Origin of the sequence: Pseudobacillus wudalianchiensis, from assembly GCF_001685015.1 — a bacterium.
Lineage (GTDB): Bacteria > Bacillota > Bacilli > Bacillales > Domibacillaceae > Pseudobacillus > Pseudobacillus wudalianchiensis.
Genome location: NZ_MAYT01000012.1, coordinates 523,240 through 542,489, shown reverse-complemented (window position 1 = coordinate 542,489; position 19,250 = coordinate 523,240). Strand labels below are relative to the sequence as shown.

The 19,250-nt window shown below is 42.8% G+C and carries 20 protein-coding genes and 1 tRNA gene; 1 reads left to right on the top strand and 20 read right to left on the bottom strand.

What is annotated here, in order from left to right; all coding sequences use genetic code 11:
- Window positions 1-14 precede the first annotated feature (14 nt).
- The 8 genes from gpmI to A8F95_RS10335 all read right to left on the bottom strand — a co-directional run bounded on the left by gpmI (window position 15) and on the right by A8F95_RS10335 (window position 8,094).
- Entirely contained in the window at window positions 15-1,550 is a 1,536-nt protein-coding gene (gene gpmI / locus A8F95_RS10370) for a 2,3-bisphosphoglycerate-independent phosphoglycerate mutase (protein WP_065410425.1), read from the bottom strand.
- Window positions 1,543-2,304 carry a triose-phosphate isomerase gene (gene tpiA / locus A8F95_RS10365; RefSeq protein WP_065410424.1) on the bottom strand — a complete coding sequence of 254 codons (762 nt, stop codon included), beginning with the start codon at window positions 2,302-2,304 and terminating at the stop codon, window positions 1,543-1,545. Before tpiA ends, gpmI begins: the two co-directional genes overlap by 8 nt.
- A 31-nt stretch (window positions 2,305-2,335) precedes the next feature.
- Window positions 2,336-3,520: a phosphoglycerate kinase gene (locus tag A8F95_RS10360; protein WP_065410423.1), complete on the bottom strand. Its 1,185-nt coding sequence runs from the start codon at window positions 3,518-3,520 to the stop codon at window positions 2,336-2,338.
- Between the two features lie 165 nt (window positions 3,521-3,685).
- Window positions 3,686-4,693 (bottom strand): type I glyceraldehyde-3-phosphate dehydrogenase, encoded by a 1,008-nt coding sequence (gene gap / locus A8F95_RS10355; RefSeq protein WP_065410422.1) that lies wholly within the window; start codon window positions 4,691-4,693, stop codon window positions 3,686-3,688.
- 65 nt (window positions 4,694-4,758) lie between these two features.
- Entirely contained in the window at window positions 4,759-5,790 is a 1,032-nt protein-coding gene (locus A8F95_RS10350) for a sugar-binding transcriptional regulator (RefSeq protein ID WP_065410421.1), read from the bottom strand.
- A 162-nt stretch (window positions 5,791-5,952) separates the two neighbouring features.
- The gene (locus A8F95_RS10345; protein ID WP_065410420.1) at window positions 5,953-6,189 is read right to left on the bottom strand and encodes a glutaredoxin family protein; all 237 of its coding nucleotides are present in this window, start codon (window positions 6,187-6,189) and stop codon (window positions 5,953-5,955) included.
- 18 nt (window positions 6,190-6,207) lie between these two features.
- Entirely contained in the window at window positions 6,208-7,542 is a 1,335-nt protein-coding gene (gene rpoN / locus A8F95_RS10340; RefSeq protein ID WP_065410481.1) for an RNA polymerase factor sigma-54, read from the bottom strand.
- A gap of 480 nt (window positions 7,543-8,022) precedes the next feature.
- Window positions 8,023-8,094 (bottom strand) — tRNA-Arg (locus A8F95_RS10335).
- A 249-nt stretch (window positions 8,095-8,343) separates the two neighbouring features.
- Here A8F95_RS10335 and clpP point away from each other — a divergent pair.
- On the top strand, window positions 8,344-8,940 hold the full coding sequence (gene clpP / locus A8F95_RS10330; protein WP_049664742.1) for an ATP-dependent Clp endopeptidase proteolytic subunit ClpP: 597 nt from the start codon (window positions 8,344-8,346) through the stop codon (window positions 8,938-8,940).
- Between the two features lie 134 nt (window positions 8,941-9,074).
- Here clpP and A8F95_RS10325 read toward each other — a convergent pair whose 3' ends face one another.
- The 12 genes from A8F95_RS10325 to hisB form a co-directional block, all read right to left on the bottom strand.
- Window positions 9,075-9,338, bottom strand: a complete 264-nt coding sequence (locus tag A8F95_RS10325; protein ID WP_049664744.1) for an HPr family phosphocarrier protein — start codon at window positions 9,336-9,338, stop codon at window positions 9,075-9,077.
- Window positions 9,339-9,355: 17 nt separating this feature from the next.
- Window positions 9,356-10,303: a DNA-binding protein WhiA gene (gene whiA / locus A8F95_RS10320; protein ID WP_065410419.1), complete on the bottom strand. Its 948-nt coding sequence runs from the start codon at window positions 10,301-10,303 to the stop codon at window positions 9,356-9,358.
- Window positions 10,304-10,322: 19 nt separating this feature from the next.
- The gene (locus A8F95_RS10315; protein WP_065410418.1) at window positions 10,323-11,288 is read right to left on the bottom strand and encodes a gluconeogenesis factor YvcK family protein; all 966 of its coding nucleotides are present in this window, start codon (window positions 11,286-11,288) and stop codon (window positions 10,323-10,325) included.
- Complete coding sequence (gene rapZ / locus A8F95_RS10310) at window positions 11,285-12,178, bottom strand: RNase adapter RapZ (RefSeq protein ID WP_065410417.1); 894 nt, start codon at window positions 12,176-12,178, stop codon at window positions 11,285-11,287. Before rapZ ends, A8F95_RS10315 begins: the two co-directional genes overlap by 4 nt.
- A 61-nt stretch (window positions 12,179-12,239) precedes the next feature.
- A complete protein-coding gene (locus tag A8F95_RS10305) occupies window positions 12,240-12,698 on the bottom strand; it encodes an NUDIX domain-containing protein (protein WP_049664749.1) in 459 nt (152 codons plus the stop codon).
- Between the two features lie 390 nt (window positions 12,699-13,088).
- On the bottom strand, window positions 13,089-14,042 hold the full coding sequence (gene trxB / locus A8F95_RS10300; protein WP_281181763.1) for a thioredoxin-disulfide reductase: 954 nt from the start codon (window positions 14,040-14,042) through the stop codon (window positions 13,089-13,091).
- Window positions 14,043-14,150: 108 nt separating this feature from the next.
- Window positions 14,151-15,662, bottom strand: coding sequence for a tetratricopeptide repeat protein (locus tag A8F95_RS10295; RefSeq protein WP_065410416.1), 1,512 nt, complete (start codon window positions 15,660-15,662; stop codon window positions 14,151-14,153).
- A gap of 234 nt (window positions 15,663-15,896) precedes the next feature.
- Window positions 15,897-16,532, bottom strand: a complete 636-nt coding sequence (gene hisIE, locus A8F95_RS10290; RefSeq protein WP_231603541.1) for a bifunctional phosphoribosyl-AMP cyclohydrolase/phosphoribosyl-ATP diphosphatase HisIE — start codon at window positions 16,530-16,532, stop codon at window positions 15,897-15,899.
- Window positions 16,529-17,287 (bottom strand): imidazole glycerol phosphate synthase subunit HisF, encoded by a 759-nt coding sequence (gene hisF, locus A8F95_RS10285; RefSeq protein ID WP_065410415.1) that lies wholly within the window; start codon window positions 17,285-17,287, stop codon window positions 16,529-16,531. The genes hisIE and hisF overlap by 4 nt, the downstream gene beginning before the upstream one ends.
- The gene (gene hisA, locus A8F95_RS10280) at window positions 17,284-18,018 is read right to left on the bottom strand and encodes a 1-(5-phosphoribosyl)-5-[(5-phosphoribosylamino)methylideneamino]imidazole-4-carboxamide isomerase (protein WP_065410414.1); all 735 of its coding nucleotides are present in this window, start codon (window positions 18,016-18,018) and stop codon (window positions 17,284-17,286) included. The genes hisF and hisA overlap by 4 nt, the downstream gene beginning before the upstream one ends.
- Window positions 18,015-18,647 (bottom strand): imidazole glycerol phosphate synthase subunit HisH, encoded by a 633-nt coding sequence (gene hisH / locus A8F95_RS10275; protein WP_065410413.1) that lies wholly within the window; start codon window positions 18,645-18,647, stop codon window positions 18,015-18,017. Before hisH ends, hisA begins: the two co-directional genes overlap by 4 nt.
- Window positions 18,648-19,226 (bottom strand): imidazoleglycerol-phosphate dehydratase HisB, encoded by a 579-nt coding sequence (gene hisB / locus A8F95_RS10270; RefSeq protein ID WP_065410479.1) that lies wholly within the window; start codon window positions 19,224-19,226, stop codon window positions 18,648-18,650. It abuts the gene before it with no gap.
- Window positions 19,227-19,250: the final 24 nt, after the last annotated feature.

Below are 19,250 nucleotides of genomic sequence, written 5' to 3'. Positions count from 1 at the left end.
TTTTGATAAAACCTTTATTTTTTTATTAAAGATGTTCCAGTCATTTCTGCTGGCTTCTCTATTTTTAACAGATCAAGCATCGTTGGCGCTAAGTCACCAAGAATACCGCCTTCGCGCAGTTCAACCTCTTTCTTTGTGACAATAACCGGCACCGGATTCGTCGTATGAGCTGTCATCGGCTCTCCTTCTAACGTAACGACTTCATCAGCATTTCCGTGGTCCGCAGTAATAATGGCCGCTCCGCCTTTAGAAATGATTAGATCTACAATGCGGCCCAAACACTCATCGACTGTTTCCACCGCTTTAATCGTTGGCTGTAACAGCCCCGAGTGCCCCACCATGTCCGGGTTGGCAAAGTTTAAAATAATTGCATCCTGACGGTCATTTTGAATTTCATCTAACAACGCTTCCGTTACTTCATAAGCGCTCATTTCCGGCTGTAAGTCGTAGGTAGCGACTTTCGGAGAATTAATTAAAATCCGTTTCTCTCCAGAAAACTCTTTTTCTCTGCCGCCGCTCATAAAGAAAGTAACGTGGGGATATTTCTCCGTTTCGGCAATACGCAGCTGATTTAAGCCATGTGCAGACAATACTTCCCCAATGGTATTTGTTAAATCTACACTATCAAAAGCAATATCGCCTTTAACGGTCACACTATAAGGGGTCATGCAAACGAAATAAAGGTTTTTCGGCAGCAGCTCACCACGGTCGAATCCTTCAAATTCTTCATTTGTAAATACATTTGATAGTTGAATCGCCCGATCAGGACGGAAATTAAAAAAGATGATGGCGTCGTTGTCCTGCACTTTCGCCACCGGATGATTTGCTTCATTCGTTATGACAGCCGGAACGACAAATTCATCGTAAATGCCGTTTGCATAGGACTCCTCCACCACTTCTAGCGGGTCTTTAAAGAACGGTGCTTCGTTGTATACCATTGCACGGTATGTTTTTTCTACCCGATCCCAGCGCTTGTCACGGTCCATCGCATAATAGCGGCCAGAAATAGTAGCAAATTGGCCAACACCGTATTCCTTCATTTTTTCGAGCGTTTCTTCAATATAGCCTTTCGCTGTTTGCGGACCGACGTCGCGGCCATCTAAGAAGGCATGAACATATACCTTCTCCAGCCCCTCTTGTGCTGCGAGCTTCAATAAAGCAAATAAATGCTCAATATGGCTATGAACCCCGCCATCGGACAGCAAGCCAAACAAGTGAAGAGCGGATCCATTCTGCTTCGCATGTTGAATCGCTTTTAAAAAGGCCTCATTTTTGAAAAACTCTTTTTCACGAAGCGAAATGTTAATACGGGTTAAGTTCTGATAAACAATGCGGCCGGCACCAATGTTTAAATGCCCTACCTCAGAGTTTCCCATTTGACCCTCTGGCAGACCTACTGCTTCACCGCTCGCTGTTAACGTCGAGTGGGGAAACTGCTCCCAATAGCGGTCAAAGTTTGGCTTTTTTGCCTGGGCTACTGCATTTCCTTTCGTTTCACCCCGGCAGGCAAAGCCATCCAAAATAATCAATGCAGCAGGTGATTTAGCCATGATTAACGGCCTCCAATAACTGAAGGAATGAAGCTGGTTCCAAGCTGGCTCCTCCTACAAGCGCTCCGTCAATATCAGATTGAGCGATAAATTCACTAATATTATTCGGCTTCACGCTGCCTCCGTACTGGATACGCAGGCTGTCTGCTGCTTCTTGCGAGAATTGCTTTGCTACTGTTTGACGAATGTGAGCACACACTTCATTCGCATCTTCTGCTGTCGAAGATTTTCCTGTTCCAATAGCCCAAATTGGTTCATAGGCAATAACCGTTTCCCCTGCTTGTTCTGCCGTAAGGCCGGCCAACGCTTTTTCAACCTGGCTTGCAACAAAACGATTCGTGTCGCCACTTTCACGTTGTTCAAGCGTTTCACCGCAGCATACGATTGGCGTCATTCCAGCTTTAAAAGCAGCCAGTACTTTTTTATTCACCGTTTCATCCGTTTCATTGAACATTTCACGGCGCTCAGAGTGGCCAATAATGACATACTTGACGCCAAGATCCGCCAGAGCTTTCGGACTGATTTCTCCGGTAAACGCCCCGCTTTCTTCAAAATGCATCGTCTGCGCTCCAATGTGAACGTCAGAATCCTGCACCGTCTGTACAAGCTCTTGTAAAAACAAAGCAGGAGCACAAATAACACTATCCACGATGAGAGCATCTGGCACACGATTTTTTACTTCTAGAGCAAAGCTTTTTGCTTCCTCTGCTGTTTTGTGCATTTTCCAGTTGCCTGCAATAATCGGTTTGCGCATAAAGCTTCATCCTTTCTATTTTTCATGGATTTTACTTATCATCTAAGGCGACAATGCCCGGAAGCTGCTTCCCTTCCATAAATTCAAGAGAAGCACCGCCGCCTGTTGAGATATGGCTCATCTTATCAGCCAGATTGAACTTTTCAACTGCTGCTGCAGAATCTCCACCGCCAATGACTGAATATGTATCTTCCGCTTCAGCAAGAGCTTCGGCGACTGCCTTCGTTCCTTCAGCGAACTTGTCCATTTCGAACACACCCATCGGTCCATTCCAGATCACAAGCTTAGATGAGTTGATAGCTGCTTGATAGAGACTGCTCGTTTTTGGACCAATATCGAGCGCCATCCAATCAGCCGGAATGTCTTCGATGTCGACGATCTTCGCTTCGGCATCTTCAGAAAACTTATCGGCAACGACAGCATCGATCGGCATGAGAAATGCAACACCTTTGTCTTCTGCTTTCTTCATAAATTGCTTGGCCAATTCAATTTTATCTTCTTCGAGCAGTGACTTTCCGATTTCATAGCCTTTTGCTTTAATGAACGTGAAAGCAAGCCCGCCGCCGATAATTAAATTGTCCACTTTATCAAGCAAGTGATCAATGACATCAATTTTATCTTTTACTTTAGCGCCGCCGATAATAGCTGTAAATGGACGCTCTGGATTCGACAGGGCTTTTCCAAGCACATCTAGCTCTTTTTCCATCAAAAAGCCGGCTGCCGATGGCAAATGATGAGCAATCCCTTCTGTAGAGGCATGAGCACGATGAGCAGCGCCAAACGCATCATTGACATAAAGGTCAGCAAGCGCAGCAAATTGTTTTGCTAGTTCTTCGTCGTTTTTTTCTTCTCCTGGATAGAAACGAACATTTTCAAGCAGCAGCACATCGCCGTCTTTCATTTCAGCTATTTCCTTTTGAACGGCTTCGCCGAAAGCTTCATCCACTTTTTTCACTTCTTTGCCGAAAAGTTGGGATAAGTGGGCTGCCACAGGTGTTAAGCGCAATTCTTCTTTTACCTCACCTTTCGGACGGCCAAGATGACTTGCTAAAATGACTTTTGCGCCTTGATCAGACAAATATTGAATGGTTGGAAGCGCTGCCCGGATACGTGTATCGTCTGTTACGACACCGTCCTTCATCGGTACGTTAAAGTCCACACGGCAAAATACGCGCTTGCCCTTCACATCCAAATCTTTCATCGTCTTTTTGTTCATCTAAAAAGGTCCTCCCTCTTCAATAGAAAAGTAAAATAAAAAGGAGGGGGATCTTTTCCCCGCTCCCCTTTCATCCCACTTACATTATAGATGTTGGGTTACCATTTTCCAATAAAGATATCGAAAAATATAACACATTTTATTATTAGTATCACACTATTTAAATTATAAACCCTTTTGTGCAATATAATCAACGAGATCGACAACCCGGTTAGAATAACCTGTTTCATTGTCGTACCAAGACAACACCTTCACCATGTTATCTTCCAATACCATTGTAGATAAGGCATCAATCGTAGAAGATGCTGGATTTCCGTTGTAATCACTTGAAACGAGCGGCTCTTCACTATAGGCAAGAATACCTTTTAATTCGCCTTCTGCTGCTGCTTTTAACACGTCATTCACTTCTTCTGCTGTTGTGTTCACATTCAACTCAGCTACTAAATCAACAACAGATACGTTAGGAGTCGGTACACGCATCGCCATTCCGTTTAATTTGCCTTTTAGCTCCGGCAAAACAAGTGAAACAGCTTTTGCAGCTCCTGTCGTTGTTGGAATAATGTTTTCTGCTGCAGCCCGCGCACGACGGTAATCCTTATGAGGCAAATCTAGAATTTGCTGATCATTTGTATAGGAGTGAACGGTCGTCATCATACCGCGCACAATGCCGAATTTATCGTTCAAGACTTTAGCAAATGGAGCTAGACAGTTCGTTGTACAAGAAGCATTGGAAATTACATGATGGTTGGCCGGATCGTATTGATCTTGGTTTACACCCATCACAATGGTGATATCTTCATTTTTGGCTGGCGCTGAAATTACCACTTTTTTCGCACCCGCTTCTAAATGTTTCGCCGCATCTTCGCGCTTTGTGAAACGGCCAGTTGATTCGACGACGACTTCTACGCCAAGTTCTCCCCAAGGAAGAAGGGCTGGATCACGTTCAGCCGTTACTTTTACCCGTTTGTCACCAACGAGGATATATTCTCCTTCGACACTGATCTCCTCTTCCAATGTACCATGCACGGAATCATATTTTAAAAGATGAGCCAGCATCTCCGCATCCGTTAAATCATTGACCGCTACAATTTCTATGTTAGGATTTTTCAATGCTGCCCGAAAGACAACGCGTCCGATTCGTCCAAATCCATTAATACCAACTTTTACTGTCATGTAAATCGCTCCTTCTTGAAATTTTAAAGTTTTTTATAGTTAGCAGCTTTTAAACAATTGTTCAGCTAGCAGGACTCACTCAACAACTGTTCGGCTGCTGCTTCATCCGTAATGAGTACTGTCATTTTCGGGGCTCCCCGCAAATAAGAGCGGATCGCTTTTCCCTTCGATGCTCCACCAGCGACTGCGATGACGTCATGAGCTGACACAAGGTCATCGAGCTGTAAGCCGATCGTCGACACACGATGGACAATCTGCCCTGCTTCATTAAAATAATAGCCGAACGCCTCTGCCGTCGCCTTTCCATCTTTAATTTTCTGGAATTCCTCTTCAGGCGTATTGCGGCGTTGTGCCATTGCAATCGCCTCTCCTACACCATGAAGGACAAGGGTAGAGGATTTAATCAGCTGAAGCACCTCATTAATCGTCGGTTCTTTCAAAATGGATTCGTGGGTTTCACGGCTAATCTGATCAGGGGCATACAGCAATCGGTGTTTGCCGCCAGTATTCGCTGCCATTTTTGCTACAATGGAATTTGCCTGGTTTAATAGATCTTCACCGAGCCCTCCTCTTGCTGGTACAAATACAACTTCTTTTCCATCAGCAAAATCCTTCGTCATCGCCTCTGCTGCTTCCAGCGTCGTTGTTCCTCCTGTTACTGCGATGATATTCTTTGCCAATAGACGCTGTTTTATACTATTTGCGCAAGCTTTGCCAAGTTCTTTCTTTACCCAGGAAGACTGATCGCTGTCCCCATGAACGATGGTGACCTCATCCAAACCAAATTGCTCTTTCAGCCGCTCTTCCATCGTATGTATACCCTTTATCATGCCCATCAATTCATGCAATTCTTCAAGAACAGAGACCCCTTCTTCTGTTAAGATCATGCCAGTGGTCTTGTAGTCGATTAAGCGTTGTTTTTTTAAGAATTCCACTTCTGATCTAAGAGTTCGCTCTGTGAATCCCAGCGACTGAGCTAAAATTCTCCTGCCAATTGGTTGAGACAAGCGAATTGACTGCAAAATTTCATATCTTTTTTGTAAGACATCAAGCAAATCCGGTACGATTTTCTTTTGGATATCAATCAGTGTTTGCATCTAAAATCCCTCATTTGCAAAGGGTCATTTTTTGTCCCTATTTTAAAAAACGCGTCCCACTTAATCTAAAAAAATAAATCCCTGTTACAAAAATCATTTTAACAGGGAGAATAATGAAAAGCAATCGATATGAATTTTTCCTAATGGAATACTTCGACAAGTCTAGGAATCCAATTTCATTTTAATGGTTGGATAATCTACGTGTCCAAACTGAATTATTTCTTCATCCATTTCAACGACTGGAATCATCAATCCATATTTCTCCGTCAACTCGTCACTTTCATCAATGTTGATTTCATGAATATGAAATGCTACTTCTTCTTGAACAAGCTCTAACGTGCGCTTTGCCTCTTCACAAAGGGAGCATTGAGCTCGTGTATAAAAATAAACTTCTTTCATTCATTCGTTCCTCAATTCTCAATCATATCTTTTTCTTTTAGAAGAAGAAGGAATAAAGAGCTGATCACGATACTTAGCCACCGTTCTTCTAGATACCTTCCAGCCTTCTTCCTTTAGAAGATTGCTAATTTCCTGATCGGAAAGCGGCTTTTTCTTATCTTCTCCATTAACAAGTTCGGTAATTTTTGATTTTACCTGAGCGGCAGAGGCCGTCTCTTCTGTTCCTCCCCCTCCCGATAGACCTGCAGGGAAAAACGTCTTTAACTCATAAGTACCATAAGGTGTCTGCATATATTTTCCGCGTACCGCCCGGCTGACCGTCGATTCATGAATCTCCAGCTCATCCGCAATCTCCTTCATAGTCAGCGGCTGCAGACGGCTCGGGCCGTAGAAGAAAAAGTCTTTTTGTTTTTCAACAATCTTTAATCCAACACGCTGAATCGTTCTTTTGCGTTGCTCTAGACTCTTCAATAACCAGAGATAATCTTTATGCTTATCTTTCATAAATTCTTTTAGCTGGTCATCCTTGTGACTGGCTAGTTCATCAAAATAGTCTTTTTGAAAAACGATTTTCGGCATCTCATCTTCAAGCAAGTGCACTTCAATTGAATCGTTTTTTAGAATCACAGTCAAATCCGGACGAACATACGTCGGTTGTTCATAATGAAAACGAGAGCCGGGCTTCGGATTTAGCTTTTGAATAAAATCAGCTGCTTCTTGAATTTCTTTTACATCCACACCTAGCTTTTTAGCGACGACACGCCAATTTTTCTCAGCAAATTCAACAAAATAATGCTGAATAATATCCGGTACGATCGTTGGAACGTCTTCCATTCGTTCAAGCTGCAACAGCAGACAATCTTGCAAATTGATTGCACCGACGCCAGCGGGTTCTAATTCACGAATAAATTGAAGAACCTCTGCTACTGTTTCTTCTTGACAGCGGCACATCTGAGAAGTTTCTTCCACCGTTATCGACATGTAGCCGTTTTCGTCCATATTATATAATAAAAAATCAAGGATTCGTCTTTGTTCAGCACTCATCTGGACGAGTGAAAGCTGCATCCTTAAATAATCTGTAAGTGTCTGGGAGTGATCAGCTATATGCTCAACCCAGTTTTTATCATCCTTTTTCTCGATTCTCCCTTTGCGGGTGCTCGCTTTCTCCTTTGACTGAAGCGCTTTCATTTCCGATACTTCCAATTGGATAAATGGATTTTCCATTGTCTTTGCTTCTAAAAATTCGGTTAACTCCTGGGCAGAGTATTGCAGCAAAGCAATTGCTTGTGTTAATTCCTGGGTCATCGCGAGTTTCATCGTTTGCTGCTGCCAAAGTCCGGGCTTCAAATGCATACTCAAGTTCCTCTCCCCCTTCCTACTCTATTATACAACAGGATCAAAATTTGAGAATGAAAATTTAGAATTTTTCACTCATTATATTAGGCAGGGTAGGAAAATAATAACAGAGCTTATAGGCAAATCGTCATTATATTGCGGTTTCTAACCGCTGAACTCGTTAAGAACAACAAAAAGAAAAAACCTTGAAATTTTATAAAGAGAAAACTAGCAGCCTGGAAGTTCTATAATAAAAATACAAATTATATACTGGTTAGTAAATTCAAAGAAAGGAAATAACGGATTTATAGAGGAAGCACTGCCCTCGTTCTATTTGAATATTTCTGTTTGATTGTCCTCTCAATCGGCCATAATGGAGAAGCATGCATTCAAAATTGCTTTCCCTGCTGAGGGCTGCCTTGAATACTTACTGAAGATAAAAAAACCCCATAGCATGTAACTAAAAGTTACAAATACTATGGAGCAGCGTTTTTCATACGCCCTCGGCAGGAATCGAACCCACATCTTAAGAACCGGAATCTCACGTGCTATCCGTTGCACCACGAGGGCTTAATCAGTACATTTCAAAATTATAGCGGAAAACTCGCATAAATGCAATCATTATTTGAAAATTTTTCACAAAAGTGAGCTTGCTTGCTTTTCTTGCGGGTTTAGCAGGAATTCAAGTGGGTATAATAGAAATCTATGAAGAAGAATCATTTTCCATATAAGCCATATTATTTGACCTTTATTGACCATCAATGTATGATACTACTACATAAGAGTTTCTAACTATTTCATTTTTGAGGAGGAAAGAAAATGAATTTAATCCCTACAGTTATTGAACAAACAAATCGCGGAGAGCGTGCTTATGACATTTACTCACGCTTGTTAAAAGACCGCATTATTATGCTTGGAAGCGGAATTGATGACAATGTAGCCAATTCCATCGTGTCACAATTGTTATTCCTTGAAGCGGAAAATCCCGAAAAAGATATCTCCATCTACATTAACAGCCCAGGCGGAAGCATTACAGCTGGTATGGCGATCTACGATACAATCCAGTTTATCAAGCCAGATGTACAGACAATCTGTATCGGTATGGCAGCTTCTATGGGGGCTTTCTTGCTCGCAGCTGGTGCGAAAGGCAAACGCTATGCTTTGCCAAACAGTGAGGTCATGATCCATCAGCCGCTTGGAGGGGCTCAAGGACAAGCAACAGAAATTGAAATTGCTGCGAAGCGCATTCTCTTCTTGCGTGACAAGTTAAATCAAATTTTAGCTGATCGTACAGGACAGCCACTTGAAGTAATCGCAAGAGATACAGACCGCGATAACTTTATGACGGCTGAGCGCGCACTTGAATACGGATTAATTGACAAAATCTTAACACGCAACGAACTACCTGAGAAATAAAATTGAAAAGGGCTGTTCTATAGCCAGCACATCGCTGGTTCTGGAGCAGCCCTTTTACTTTTATAGATAGTATGTAAGGAATATCGGGCTTTGTACAGCCATACAGCAAAAACGTTGCACATCGCCCGTCGTTTTCAATAGTTGCCTTCTTTTTCAACAAACTCAAGTAGTGTGTTCATCGCTTCTTCTTCATCACGGCCATCAATTGATAAAGTAACCGTACAGCCGCGATTAATCGCCAAGCTCATAATGCCCATAATACTCTTGGCATTGACTTTTTTTCCTTCTTTTTCAAGGTGAATTTCTGAAGCAAAACGATTTGCCTCCTGAACAAATAAAGCAGCTGGACGAGCTTGCAGTCCTGTTTTTAATTGAACTTCCGTTGTTTTTTCAATCATGGTTCTCTCCTCTTTCATTATTTATTTATTGGTTCACTAGCCCGAAGTTTTTCAGCAATTTCATCAATTTTGCGGAGCCGGTGATTAATGCCAGATTTACTAATAGCTGAGCCTGAAACCATTTCACAAAGCTCTTTCAAGGTAACATCTTGGTGAGCTACGCGCAATTCTGCAATTTCACGTAATTTATCAGGTAATATATCTAAACCGACAGATGCCTCAATAAAACGGATATTTTCTACTTGGCGCAGAGCCGCACCAATTGTTTTATTTAAGTTAGCCGTTTCACAATTGACAAGACGATTAACAGAGTTGCGCATATCTCTTACGATACGGACATCCTCGAAGCGAAGCAAGGCGCTATGGGCTCCCACAACGTTAAGAAACTCCGTAATTTTTTCAGCTTCCTTTAAATAAGTGATAAACCCTTTTTTACGTTCAAGTGTTTTACTATTTAAGTCAAAGCTGTTCATTAGTTCGCACAAGGCATCATTATGCTCTTTATAAAGCGAAAAAATCTCCAAATGGTAGGAAGATGTTTCTGGATTATTAACGGATCCACCTGCTAAAAATGCTCCGCGAAGATAAGAACGCCGACAGCATTTTTTTTCAATTAAAGAAGAAGATATATTATGAACGAAAGAAAATGAATTTTCAATAATCGCTAAATCCTCAAGAATCTCGCGTGCCCTTTCTTTCAAACGCACGATATAGATATTATTTTTTTTCAATCTCATTTTCTTGCGCACCAGTAATTCTACTTCTACCTCATAGTTTTTCTTTAATAGTACATAAATTCTCCTGGCAATCGCTGCGTTTTCTGTCTGAATATTGACAACAAGGAGACGATTGGAGAAAGAAAGAGAGCCATTCATACGAATGAGTGCCGAAAGCTCGGCTTTGGCACAGCAATCTTTCACCTCAAGCATCGTTAGTTCTTTCTTTGTTTCAGAAGCAAATGACACCTACGCCACCTTCTTCCATTTATTTTTTATCCCGAATAAGCTGATAAAGTATCTCAGAGACTTTGTTTGTGTTATGACGAATGACACCGCCTTCTCGAATCGCAATTTCATCGAAAATTACGTTCAATCCGAGCGATTTTAATAAATCCACATCATAAAAGACTGGCTTAGCCATTTCTTCTTTGTATTTCTCCTGAATGTGCTCCGGGATCGGCTCATTGTTAACTAAGATCGTATCAATAAAAGCACAGGACATATGATCATAAATGGCTTTTACATGATCACTCGCTGTAAAATCAAGCGTTTCACCAGCCTGTGTCATTAAATTGCAAATATAGACTTTCTTTGCAGCTGAACGGCAAACTTCTTCTCCAATTTGCGGAACGAGCAAATTAGGTAAAATGCTTGTGTATAAGCTGCCAGGACCGACGACAATTAAGTCGGCCTCTCTAATGGCCCGAATGGTTTCAGGCAAAGGCTGAATATTCTCAGGCGTTAAAAATACCCGCTTAATCCGCTTGCCGGAATACGGAATTTTCGATTCACCTGACACAATCGTACCATCTTCCATTTCTGCGTGGAGCACAACGCTTTGATTCGCTGCTGGCAAGACTTTGCCGCGTACATTCAATACTTTGCTCATTTCCTGTACAGCATGAACGAAATCCCCGGTAATGGATGTTAACGCCGCAATCATCAAGTTTCCGAGTGAATGCCCTGATAATTCATTCTTCGTACTGAAACGATGCTGAAATAACGTTTCCACAAGCGGCTCGACATCTGACAGAGCCGCCAGCACATTGCGTATGTCTCCTGGAGGAGGAATATTCAACTCATCACGCAGCCGTCCAGAGCTGCCGCCATCATCCGCTACCGTAACGATAGCCGTTAAATCGACGGGATGCTTTTTCAAACCGCGTAAAAGAACGGACAGCCCGGTTCCACCGCCAATAATGACGACTCTCTTTTCTTGTTTCGTTCTCATATTTTTTGAACCGTTCTTTTATTAATATCCCGATGAGTAATCCGAGTTTGATAATCATTAGCAAAATAATGACCAAGATACTCAGCTAAAGCGACAGAACGATGCTGGCCGCCTGTGCATCCAATGGCTATGACAAGCTGCGACTTGCCTTCCATCTTGTAATGGGGCAGCATAAAGGAAAGCAAATCAATGACTTTTTCAAGGAACTTTTGAGTATCGTTCCATTTCAGCACGTAGCTGGATACATCTTCTTCAAGTCCGGTATGTGGACGCAAATGATCGATGTAGTGCGGGTTAGGCAAAAAACGAACATCAAAAACAAGATCGGCATCAATCGGCAGACCATATTTAAAGCCGAAGGACATCACATTTACAGTAAAAACAGATTTCTTATTAAGAGAAAACTCACTTAAGATTTTCTCACGTAATTCCTTTGGTTTCATGGAAGAGGTATTATAAGTAATGTGAGCCCGGCCTTTTAAGTCTTCTAAAAGAGCGCGCTCCTGCTGGATGCCATCTAGCGGAAGTCCCGTCGGTGACAGTGGATGAGAGCGCCGCGTTTCTTTGTAACGACGCACCAATACAGAATCCTCAGCATCCAAAAATAACAACTTAGGGACAACCCAGGACATCTCAGCGGCTTCATCTAGCGCTTGGAAAAGATGGTCAAAAAATTCCCGTCCGCGCATATCCATAACGACCGCTACTTTGTTCATTTGGTTGCCGGAGTCTTTCATTAGCTCTAAAAATTTAGGAAGCAGCGTTGGCGGCAAATTATCAACACAGTAAAATCCGAGATCTTCAAAGCTTTGAATAGCTACTGTTTTCCCCGCCCCGGACATTCCCGTAATGATAACTAGTCGCATTTCATTTCCCGCTTTATTGCTCATTCACATTTCTCCTCTCTCTTCTAGCGGTTATGTCTGCTCTTTCTTGGCATACATTCTTCTATTAGTTCGGATCAAGCCGGTAGGAAAGCAGCTTAAAATCAGGCGTATATGTAAAAGCTCCATAAATGACCCCGGTGCCATGTACCATGTATTCTAAAATGTGCCGGTCGCCTTCCGCCATTGGCAGTTCTTTTATTTTTTCAACCGGATGCCATTCCAGCTGGCCTTCTTCACATTCCTTGATCGATACACCATCACTTTCCTGAGCAAAAAATGTAAACATCATCCACTCAGAAACAATGTCATCGCCGTCTTTAATAATAAATGTAAAAATACCTTTTACAGCCGGTCGGCGCAAGTAAATGCCCGTCTCTTCTCTATATTCACGGATAACAGCATCGCGGATCGATTCTCCTGGCTCCATTTTCCCACCCGGAGCGACCCACCAGTTGCGGCGAGGCTTTTGTAGAAGCAGGACCTTATCGTCTTTCAACAACAAACAGTTCGTTACACGTTGCACATTCTTTCACCTCCGGGTAAGCTTGAACTTCAAAAGAAACCAGATTATTCGTCTCTTCTTTCATTCTTATTATTATACTATGTTCACTCCATTGATCTCAATGCTGTGTTCCTTCAAGAAAGCATTTCATCTCTGAAAATAAAGGATAATCTAACAAAACGAGGATACGATTGATACCGTAACCTTTCTGCTCACTGAAACACTAAAAAAAGAGGCTATTCCATAGCGGCGATTCAGACGGCTATGTAAGCCGCAGAAGTCAGTGCCGATCATCGGAACAACCTCGTCAAAAGGGATATGATTAAATATAGGGGGTGTATCAGATTACTGAATTAATGTACCATATTTTTATTTCAGCTTCATTACGAGTCGATTAACAGTCTGTTAAACTTATGCCTCTACCCCTAATTCTTCTTTTAATTCTTCGACAAAATGTTGAGCAGCTTGAGCTGCAATACTTCCATCCCCGGTTGCCGTCACAATTTGACGAAGTGTTTTTTCACGTACGTCACCTGCTGCAAAGATGCCTGGAATACTTGTTTCCATTTGCTCATTTGTCACAATGTAGCCGGCTTCATTCGTAATACCAAGGTTTAAGAACGGTTTAGAAAGCGGCAGCATGCCTACATAGATGAACACACCATCAGCAGGAAATTCCCGTTCCTCACCGTTTTCAGTAGAGACAAGTGTAACACTGCCAACTTTTCCATCCTTCTCATTGACTTCTTTTACTGTGTGATTCCAGATAAAATCAACTTTTTCGTTTTTAAATGCCCGGTCTTGCAAAATCTTTTGAGCACGAAGCTCATCACGACGGTGAACAATCGTCACATTTTTGGCAAAGCGCGTTAAATACGTTCCTTCTTCAACAGCTGAATCACCACCGCCGACAACAACAAGATCTTTTTCTTTAAAGAACGCACCGTCACAAACCGCACAATAAGAAACACCGCGGCCAGTTAGTTCTTTTTCACCAGGAACGCCAAGTTTTTTCCATTCTGCCCCTGTTGTAATGATAACCGAACGGCCTTTAAAGTCTTTGGCACCTGCTTTGATAGTTTTGTATTCTTTACCATCCACAATTTCTTTAATATCGCCATAGGCATATTCAGCGCCGAACTTTTTCGCATGTTCAAACATTTTCGTGGACAAATCCGGACCAAGAATGTGATCATATCCAGGATAATTCTCCACTTCCTCTGTGTTTGCCATTTGTCCTCCCGGCACGCCGCGCTCAATCATTAACGTAGAAAGATTCGCACGTGATGTATAAACAGCGGCTGTCATTCCCGCCGGTCCTGCGCCGATAATGATGACATCATAAATTTTATCTTCTGCCGTCAAAACTAGCCACTCCTTTTCCTTCGGTACTATATAGATACCCTAAAACGTATCAATTATTCTCCTCTTTATCCTAATCAATTAAGGGCTTTTCGTCTATTTTTCTGCTCACTATAATCGTTCACGTACATACTTGATGTACTTTTGCAATGTTGAAAGAGAAAGGTTATATTTTTCCGCCAGGCTTGTCTGTGATTTCTTTTCACCGCGGAGCTTATGCCACATATATTCTGTAGCCGCGGCAAAGGCCTCACTGTTTTTTAAACGCGTCTGTTCCTCAGCCAATTCACCAAAAACTGTAAACCACAGCATCAATAAGCCGGCTTCCTCCGTGCCAATTGGCTGAAATCTTTTGTAGAGAGCTAGGGCTGTTTCGTGGCCTAACCGGATGCGGGCCTCTTCCTTCAGTTTTGTATCTACTGGCATGCCGAGCACATCAGCTAAATAGATTTTTTCACGAAAAGCGAGTGTTTCAATATCACAAAAATCAGAATGTCCCATTACCTTCTTGTGATCATCCGTGACAGAAAGCAAGAAGATACCGAAAAGACGCTCTTCTTCATATTCACTATTCATTCTCTTTACTATAGAAGATGGCTGATGTTCATGGCCCAGATGCTCTGTTTTTTTAGTCGCCCACGGCTCTTGACCTGCTTTCTCCGGGCTTATTCGCAACATTTGCTTCCAAGCCTTCTCTGCCGCTTCCTGCCGGCCAGAAAAATAAGCTGAATGCGAAAGCCAATAATAAAAAGCCGGCTCGCCTTCAAAACCACTTTTATGGAGCTTCTTCAACCAGCGATAAGCATCTTCATACTGGCCGATTAAAGCAAATGTAACACCGAGCTTAAATTGCTGTTCTGGCAACAGCGGATACGTCTTCCGCAGTAGATCTACCAACTGTCTCAGCAGACCATATTGTTTTTCATAAAAGAAAAACACGGCTAAGTTGCATAAAGCATGCAAATTTCCGGGATTCTTTTCTAGCACGTTCTCCAACACTTGATGCGCTTTTTCGATCTCACCAAGATAAAAATGAGCAAGAGCCAGGTTGTTATGAGCAGGCCAAAAATCCGGATGCTTGGCAATTAATCCTTCTAGACGATCAATCGCCTTTTCGAAACTGCCTCCTTCAAGTAAATAGCGGGCCTCTTCCTGCAAAACGATTAGCTCATCCTGCTCCTCTAATTCAGCGAAATCTTCCTCACTATCGAGTTCGATTAAATCTAACAGCTCCTCGGCATCTTCAGAGAACTCACCTGTTTCGTCCTGCTCTAAATAGGCTTTTGCATGCTTAAATGCTTCTTTAAATAAACCGAGATGAGCATAATTATTAGCTAAAAAATAATGGCATTCGCTAATGAGCGGATCTAAATCATCCAACACAAAATGCAGCAAGCCATTTGATTGTTCAAAATTTCCAAGTTCTGTCTCTACCACTGCTAATTGACAGGCAATCATGGGCTCCATCGGCTCCAAATCCATAGCCCGTGACAAATACTTTTTCGCTTTTGGCAATTCTCTCTTTCGCAGCGCTTTTAACCCTTTTGTATAGTAATACTCACCTGTCGGCAAAAAAGAGATAACCTTTCCCTTTTCCTTCCGTAACTTTGAGTGTTTTGTCATGAAAGTCCTCCGAGCATTGTTAATTAACCTATTGAGTATATCATAGATATCGAAGGCTCGTTAATATAAAAGCGATCTTTTTAAACCACGGGCAGCAGAGATACTCTAGACTTTGTTCGTCGCTCCAGTCTAGTTGTCCACGATATCGGCTCTTTGGTCGTTACTCAAGCTCGGTTTCCACGAAAAAAGCCGCCTTAAAGTCTTCTTTTCTCAACTTCAAGACAGCTTATCTCATTATTTCCCTTTTTCTTCATGGCGCTTGGCTAACACACCAAGAACGTCCGCGAGCTCCACTTCCTGTTCACGAAGGAGAACGAGCAAGTGATACAACAAATCAGCTGCTTCCCACTGCAGCTCGTCTTTGTCGCGGTTTTTAGCCGCAATAATGACTTCTGCTGCTTCCTCGCCGACTTTTTTTAGGATTTTATCGACCCCTTTTTCAAACAAGTATGTCGTATAAGCTCCTTCAGGACGAGTCTGCTCTCTGTCAGCGATAACTTCCTCTAATTTATGCAAAATCGTGTACGGCAGCATCCCTGTTTGTTCGCCATACAAAGAATTCTCAAAGCAGCTTGTCGTTCCGAGATGACAAGCAGGCCCCTGTGGTTTAACGAGTACGACGAGCGCATCTTGGTCGCAGTCATACTTGATGTTCACGACCTTCTGTGTATTTCCGCTCGTTTCTCCTTTATGCCAAAGCTCTTGACGTGAACGGCTGAAAAACCAAGTTTCTCCGCTGTCTATCGTGCGTTGAAGCGAATCTTTGTTCATATAAGCAAGTGTCAGTACTTCATATGTAGTTGCGTCTTGAACGACGGCAGGCACTAGCCCTTTTTCATCAAATCGAATTTCTTCTACGGTTATACTCATCTCATATTCACTCCCCGAGCTTTTAAAAAGTTCTTCACTTCACTGACACTGGTCTCCTTATAGTGGAAAATAGAAGCAGCCAATGCCGCATCTGCCAATCCTTCTGTGAATACCTCGAAAAAGTGCTGCGCTTCACCAGCTCCGCCAGAAGCAATGACTGGAACGGAGACTGCTTCACTGATTGCCTTTGTCAGGGCAAGATCAAAACCTCTTTTTTCACCATCCCTATCCATGCTTGTCAATAAAATTTCACCGGCTCCCCGCTCGACAGCTTCCTGTGCCCAGCTGATCACTTCCCGATCTGTTTTCTGGCGTCCACCATGTGTATAAACCCGCCATGAACCAAGTGCTTCATCCCACTTTGCATCGATCGCAATGACAATACACTGCGTACCGAAATAATCGGCACCAATTGTGATTAACTCCGGATTAAGAACAGCGGCTGTATTTAAGGATACTTTATCAGCACCTGCACGCAAAATACGTTTCATGTCCTCAAGTGAGTTAATACCGCCTCCAACGGTAAAAGGAATAGCAAGCTGCGAAGCCACATCTTGAACTACTTCCACCATCGTTTTCCGTCCTTCATGGGAAGCAGAAATATCAAGAAATACTAATTCGTCTGCTCCTTGTTCGTCATATACTTTAGCAAGTTCAACTGGATCTCCGGCATCCCGCAATTCAACAAACTGAATACCTTTTACAACGCGGCCATCCTTCACATCAAGACAGGGCACAATCCGTTTTGTAATCATACGGTTTCCGCCTCCTTCAGCGCCTCACGAACAGTGAACTGGCCCGTATAAATAGCTTTACCCACAATGGCGCCACTGACACCCTCCTGCTCATAACGTTTGATTTTTCTTAAATCTTCAAGCGAGCTGACGCCGCCAGAAGCGATGACACGTTTTCCAGTTACGCGGGCTAGCTCGGCTACTGCTTCGATGTTAGGCCCCGCAAGCATTCCATCAGTAGCAATATCGGTAAAAATAAAGGTTTCTGCCCCTGCTTCCGCAAGTTCCTTGCCTAAGTCTGCCGCTTTTAAAGAAGACGTTTCAATCCAGCCATGTGTCGCAACAAAACCATCTTTCGCATCAAGGCCAATGGCGATTTGGCTGCCAAACTTCTTAAGCCACTGCTTAACGAGTTCTGTTTCTGAAACAGCAAGACTGCCGATAATAACTCGGTCTATCCCATTGTCCAAATAGTGGCGAATATCTTCCTCGGTGCGAATGCCGCCTCCAATTTGCACTTTTGTCTGAAGCTTTTGTGCTGCCTCAATGACGAACCGATCGTTAATCCGCCGGCCGTCTTTTGCGCCGTCCAGATCAACCATATGAATCCATTCTGCTCCTTCTTCTACAAATGACTTTGCCATGTCAAAAGGAGAATCACCGTATACTGTTTCCTGATTGTAGTCTCCTTGCTTTAAGCGAACACATTTGCCGCCGCGCATATCAATGGCCGGGTAGATCGTAAAACTCATAAAATCGCCTCCGATTGTTCCATTGCTTTTACAAAATTCGTTAATAGCTGCATGCCGACCCGGCTGCTCTTCTCAGGATGAAACTGCATGCCGAATACATTATCCCTTCCGACAACAGCCGGAATCTCCACACTATAAACCGTACTAGCAAGCAGTGCTTCTTTATCCATCCTATCTACATAATAAGAATGAACAAAATAGACAAAACCCTCTTCTACAGCGTGAAGCACAGGTGATTCCTGATGGAAAGTCAGTTGATTCCAACCCATATGCGGCACTTTCACTCTATCATCCTGATCAATAGGAATACGCACAACTCGTCCTTTTAACAAGCCAAGTCCTTGTGTCCGTCCATTTTCTTCACTTTCTTGAAACAACAGCTGCATGCCAAGACAAATACCTAAAAGCGGACGGCCGCTCTCTACATAGGCATGGAGAAATTCATCCAGCTTTTTCTCTTTCAATAATGTCATCGCATCTCTGAACGATCCCACTCCCGGTAAAATCAAACCTCTCGTTTCGTTCAGCTCTTCAGCAGAATCGCTAATAATATAAGGAACGCCTATGCGCTCGAGCGCCTTGCTGACGCTAAATAAATTGCCCATTCCATAATCAACGATGCCGATCATTTACAACATTCCTTTCGTCGACGGCACGCCTTTAACACGCGGGTCAATGAAAGTTGCTTCATCTAACGCTCGAGCAAGTGCTTTAAAAACGGCTTCGATCATATGGTGTGTATTGCTGCCATAGTGAATGATGACATGAAGATTCATTCTTGCTTCCAAAGCAAGCTTCCACAGAAACTCATGAACAAGCTCTGTATCAAACGTGCCAACCTTCTGTGCTGGAAACTCCCCGCGCATCTCAAAATGCGGACGATTACTTAAGTCGACTACGACTTGGGCAAGTGTCTCATCCATAGGAACAAAGGCATTTCCGTAACGCTTGATCCCCTTTTTATCACCAAGAGCTTCTTTCAAGGCAAGCCCAAGACAAATCCCAATATCCTCTGTCGTGTGATGATCATCTATCTCTACATCTCCGTCTGCTTTAACCGTTAAATCAAACTGGCCATGCTTTGTGAATAAATCTAGCATATGATCCATAAATGGCACACCAGTTTGGATATTTGCCTGGCCCTCACCATCTATAGAAAAAGCAAGCTGGATTTTTGTTTCGTTCGTGTTGCGGTTTAGTTCTGTCATCCGGTTACTCAATTGGGCCACTCC

What these genes read in the sequence shown, in the direction of transcription:
- A8F95_RS10315 (WP_065410418.1), bottom strand. Translation starts at nt 11,288, where the DNA reads ATGAGAACGAAACAAGAAAAGAGAGTCGTCATTATTGGCGGTGGAACC.
- hisB (WP_065410479.1), bottom strand. Translation starts at nt 19,226, where the DNA reads ATGACAGAACTAAACCGCAACACGAACGAAACAAAAATCCAGCTTGCT.
- A8F95_RS10350 (WP_065410421.1), bottom strand. Translation starts at nt 5,790, where the DNA reads ATGCAAACACTGATTGATATCCAAAAGAAAATCGTACCGGATTTGCTT.
- A8F95_RS10295 (WP_065410416.1), bottom strand. Translation starts at nt 15,662, where the DNA reads ATGACAAAACACTCAAAGTTACGGAAGGAAAAGGGAAAGGTTATCTCT.
- rapZ (WP_065410417.1), bottom strand. Translation starts at nt 12,178, where the DNA reads ATGAGCAATAAAGCGGGAAATGAAATGCGACTAGTTATCATTACGGGA.
- A8F95_RS10360 (WP_065410423.1), bottom strand. Translation starts at nt 3,520, where the DNA reads ATGAACAAAAAGACGATGAAAGATTTGGATGTGAAGGGCAAGCGCGTA.
- gap (WP_065410422.1), bottom strand. Translation starts at nt 4,693, where the DNA reads ATGACAGTAAAAGTTGGTATTAATGGATTTGGACGAATCGGACGCGTT.
- hisH (WP_065410413.1), bottom strand. Translation starts at nt 18,647, where the DNA reads ATGATCGGCATCGTTGATTATGGAATGGGCAATTTATTTAGCGTCAGC.
- rpoN (WP_065410481.1), bottom strand. Translation starts at nt 7,542, where the DNA reads ATGCATTTGAAGCCCGGACTTTGGCAGCAGCAAACGATGAAACTCGCG.
- hisF (WP_065410415.1), bottom strand. Translation starts at nt 17,287, where the DNA reads ATGATTACAAAACGGATTGTGCCCTGTCTTGATGTGAAGGATGGCCGC.
- clpP (WP_049664742.1), top strand. Translation starts at nt 8,344, where the DNA reads ATGAATTTAATCCCTACAGTTATTGAACAAACAAATCGCGGAGAGCGT.
- hisIE (WP_231603541.1), bottom strand. Translation starts at nt 16,532, where the DNA reads ATGAGTATAACCGTAGAAGAAATTCGATTTGATGAAAAAGGGCTAGTG.
- A8F95_RS10325 (WP_049664744.1), bottom strand. Translation starts at nt 9,338, where the DNA reads ATGATTGAAAAAACAACGGAAGTTCAATTAAAAACAGGACTGCAAGCT.
- tpiA (WP_065410424.1), bottom strand. Translation starts at nt 2,304, where the DNA reads ATGCGCAAACCGATTATTGCAGGCAACTGGAAAATGCACAAAACAGCA.
- A8F95_RS10345 (WP_065410420.1), bottom strand. Translation starts at nt 6,189, where the DNA reads ATGAAAGAAGTTTATTTTTATACACGAGCTCAATGCTCCCTTTGTGAA.
- gpmI (WP_065410425.1), bottom strand. Translation starts at nt 1,550, where the DNA reads ATGGCTAAATCACCTGCTGCATTGATTATTTTGGATGGCTTTGCCTGC.
- hisA (WP_065410414.1), bottom strand. Translation starts at nt 18,018, where the DNA reads ATGAGTTTTACGATCTACCCGGCCATTGATATGCGCGGCGGCAAATGT.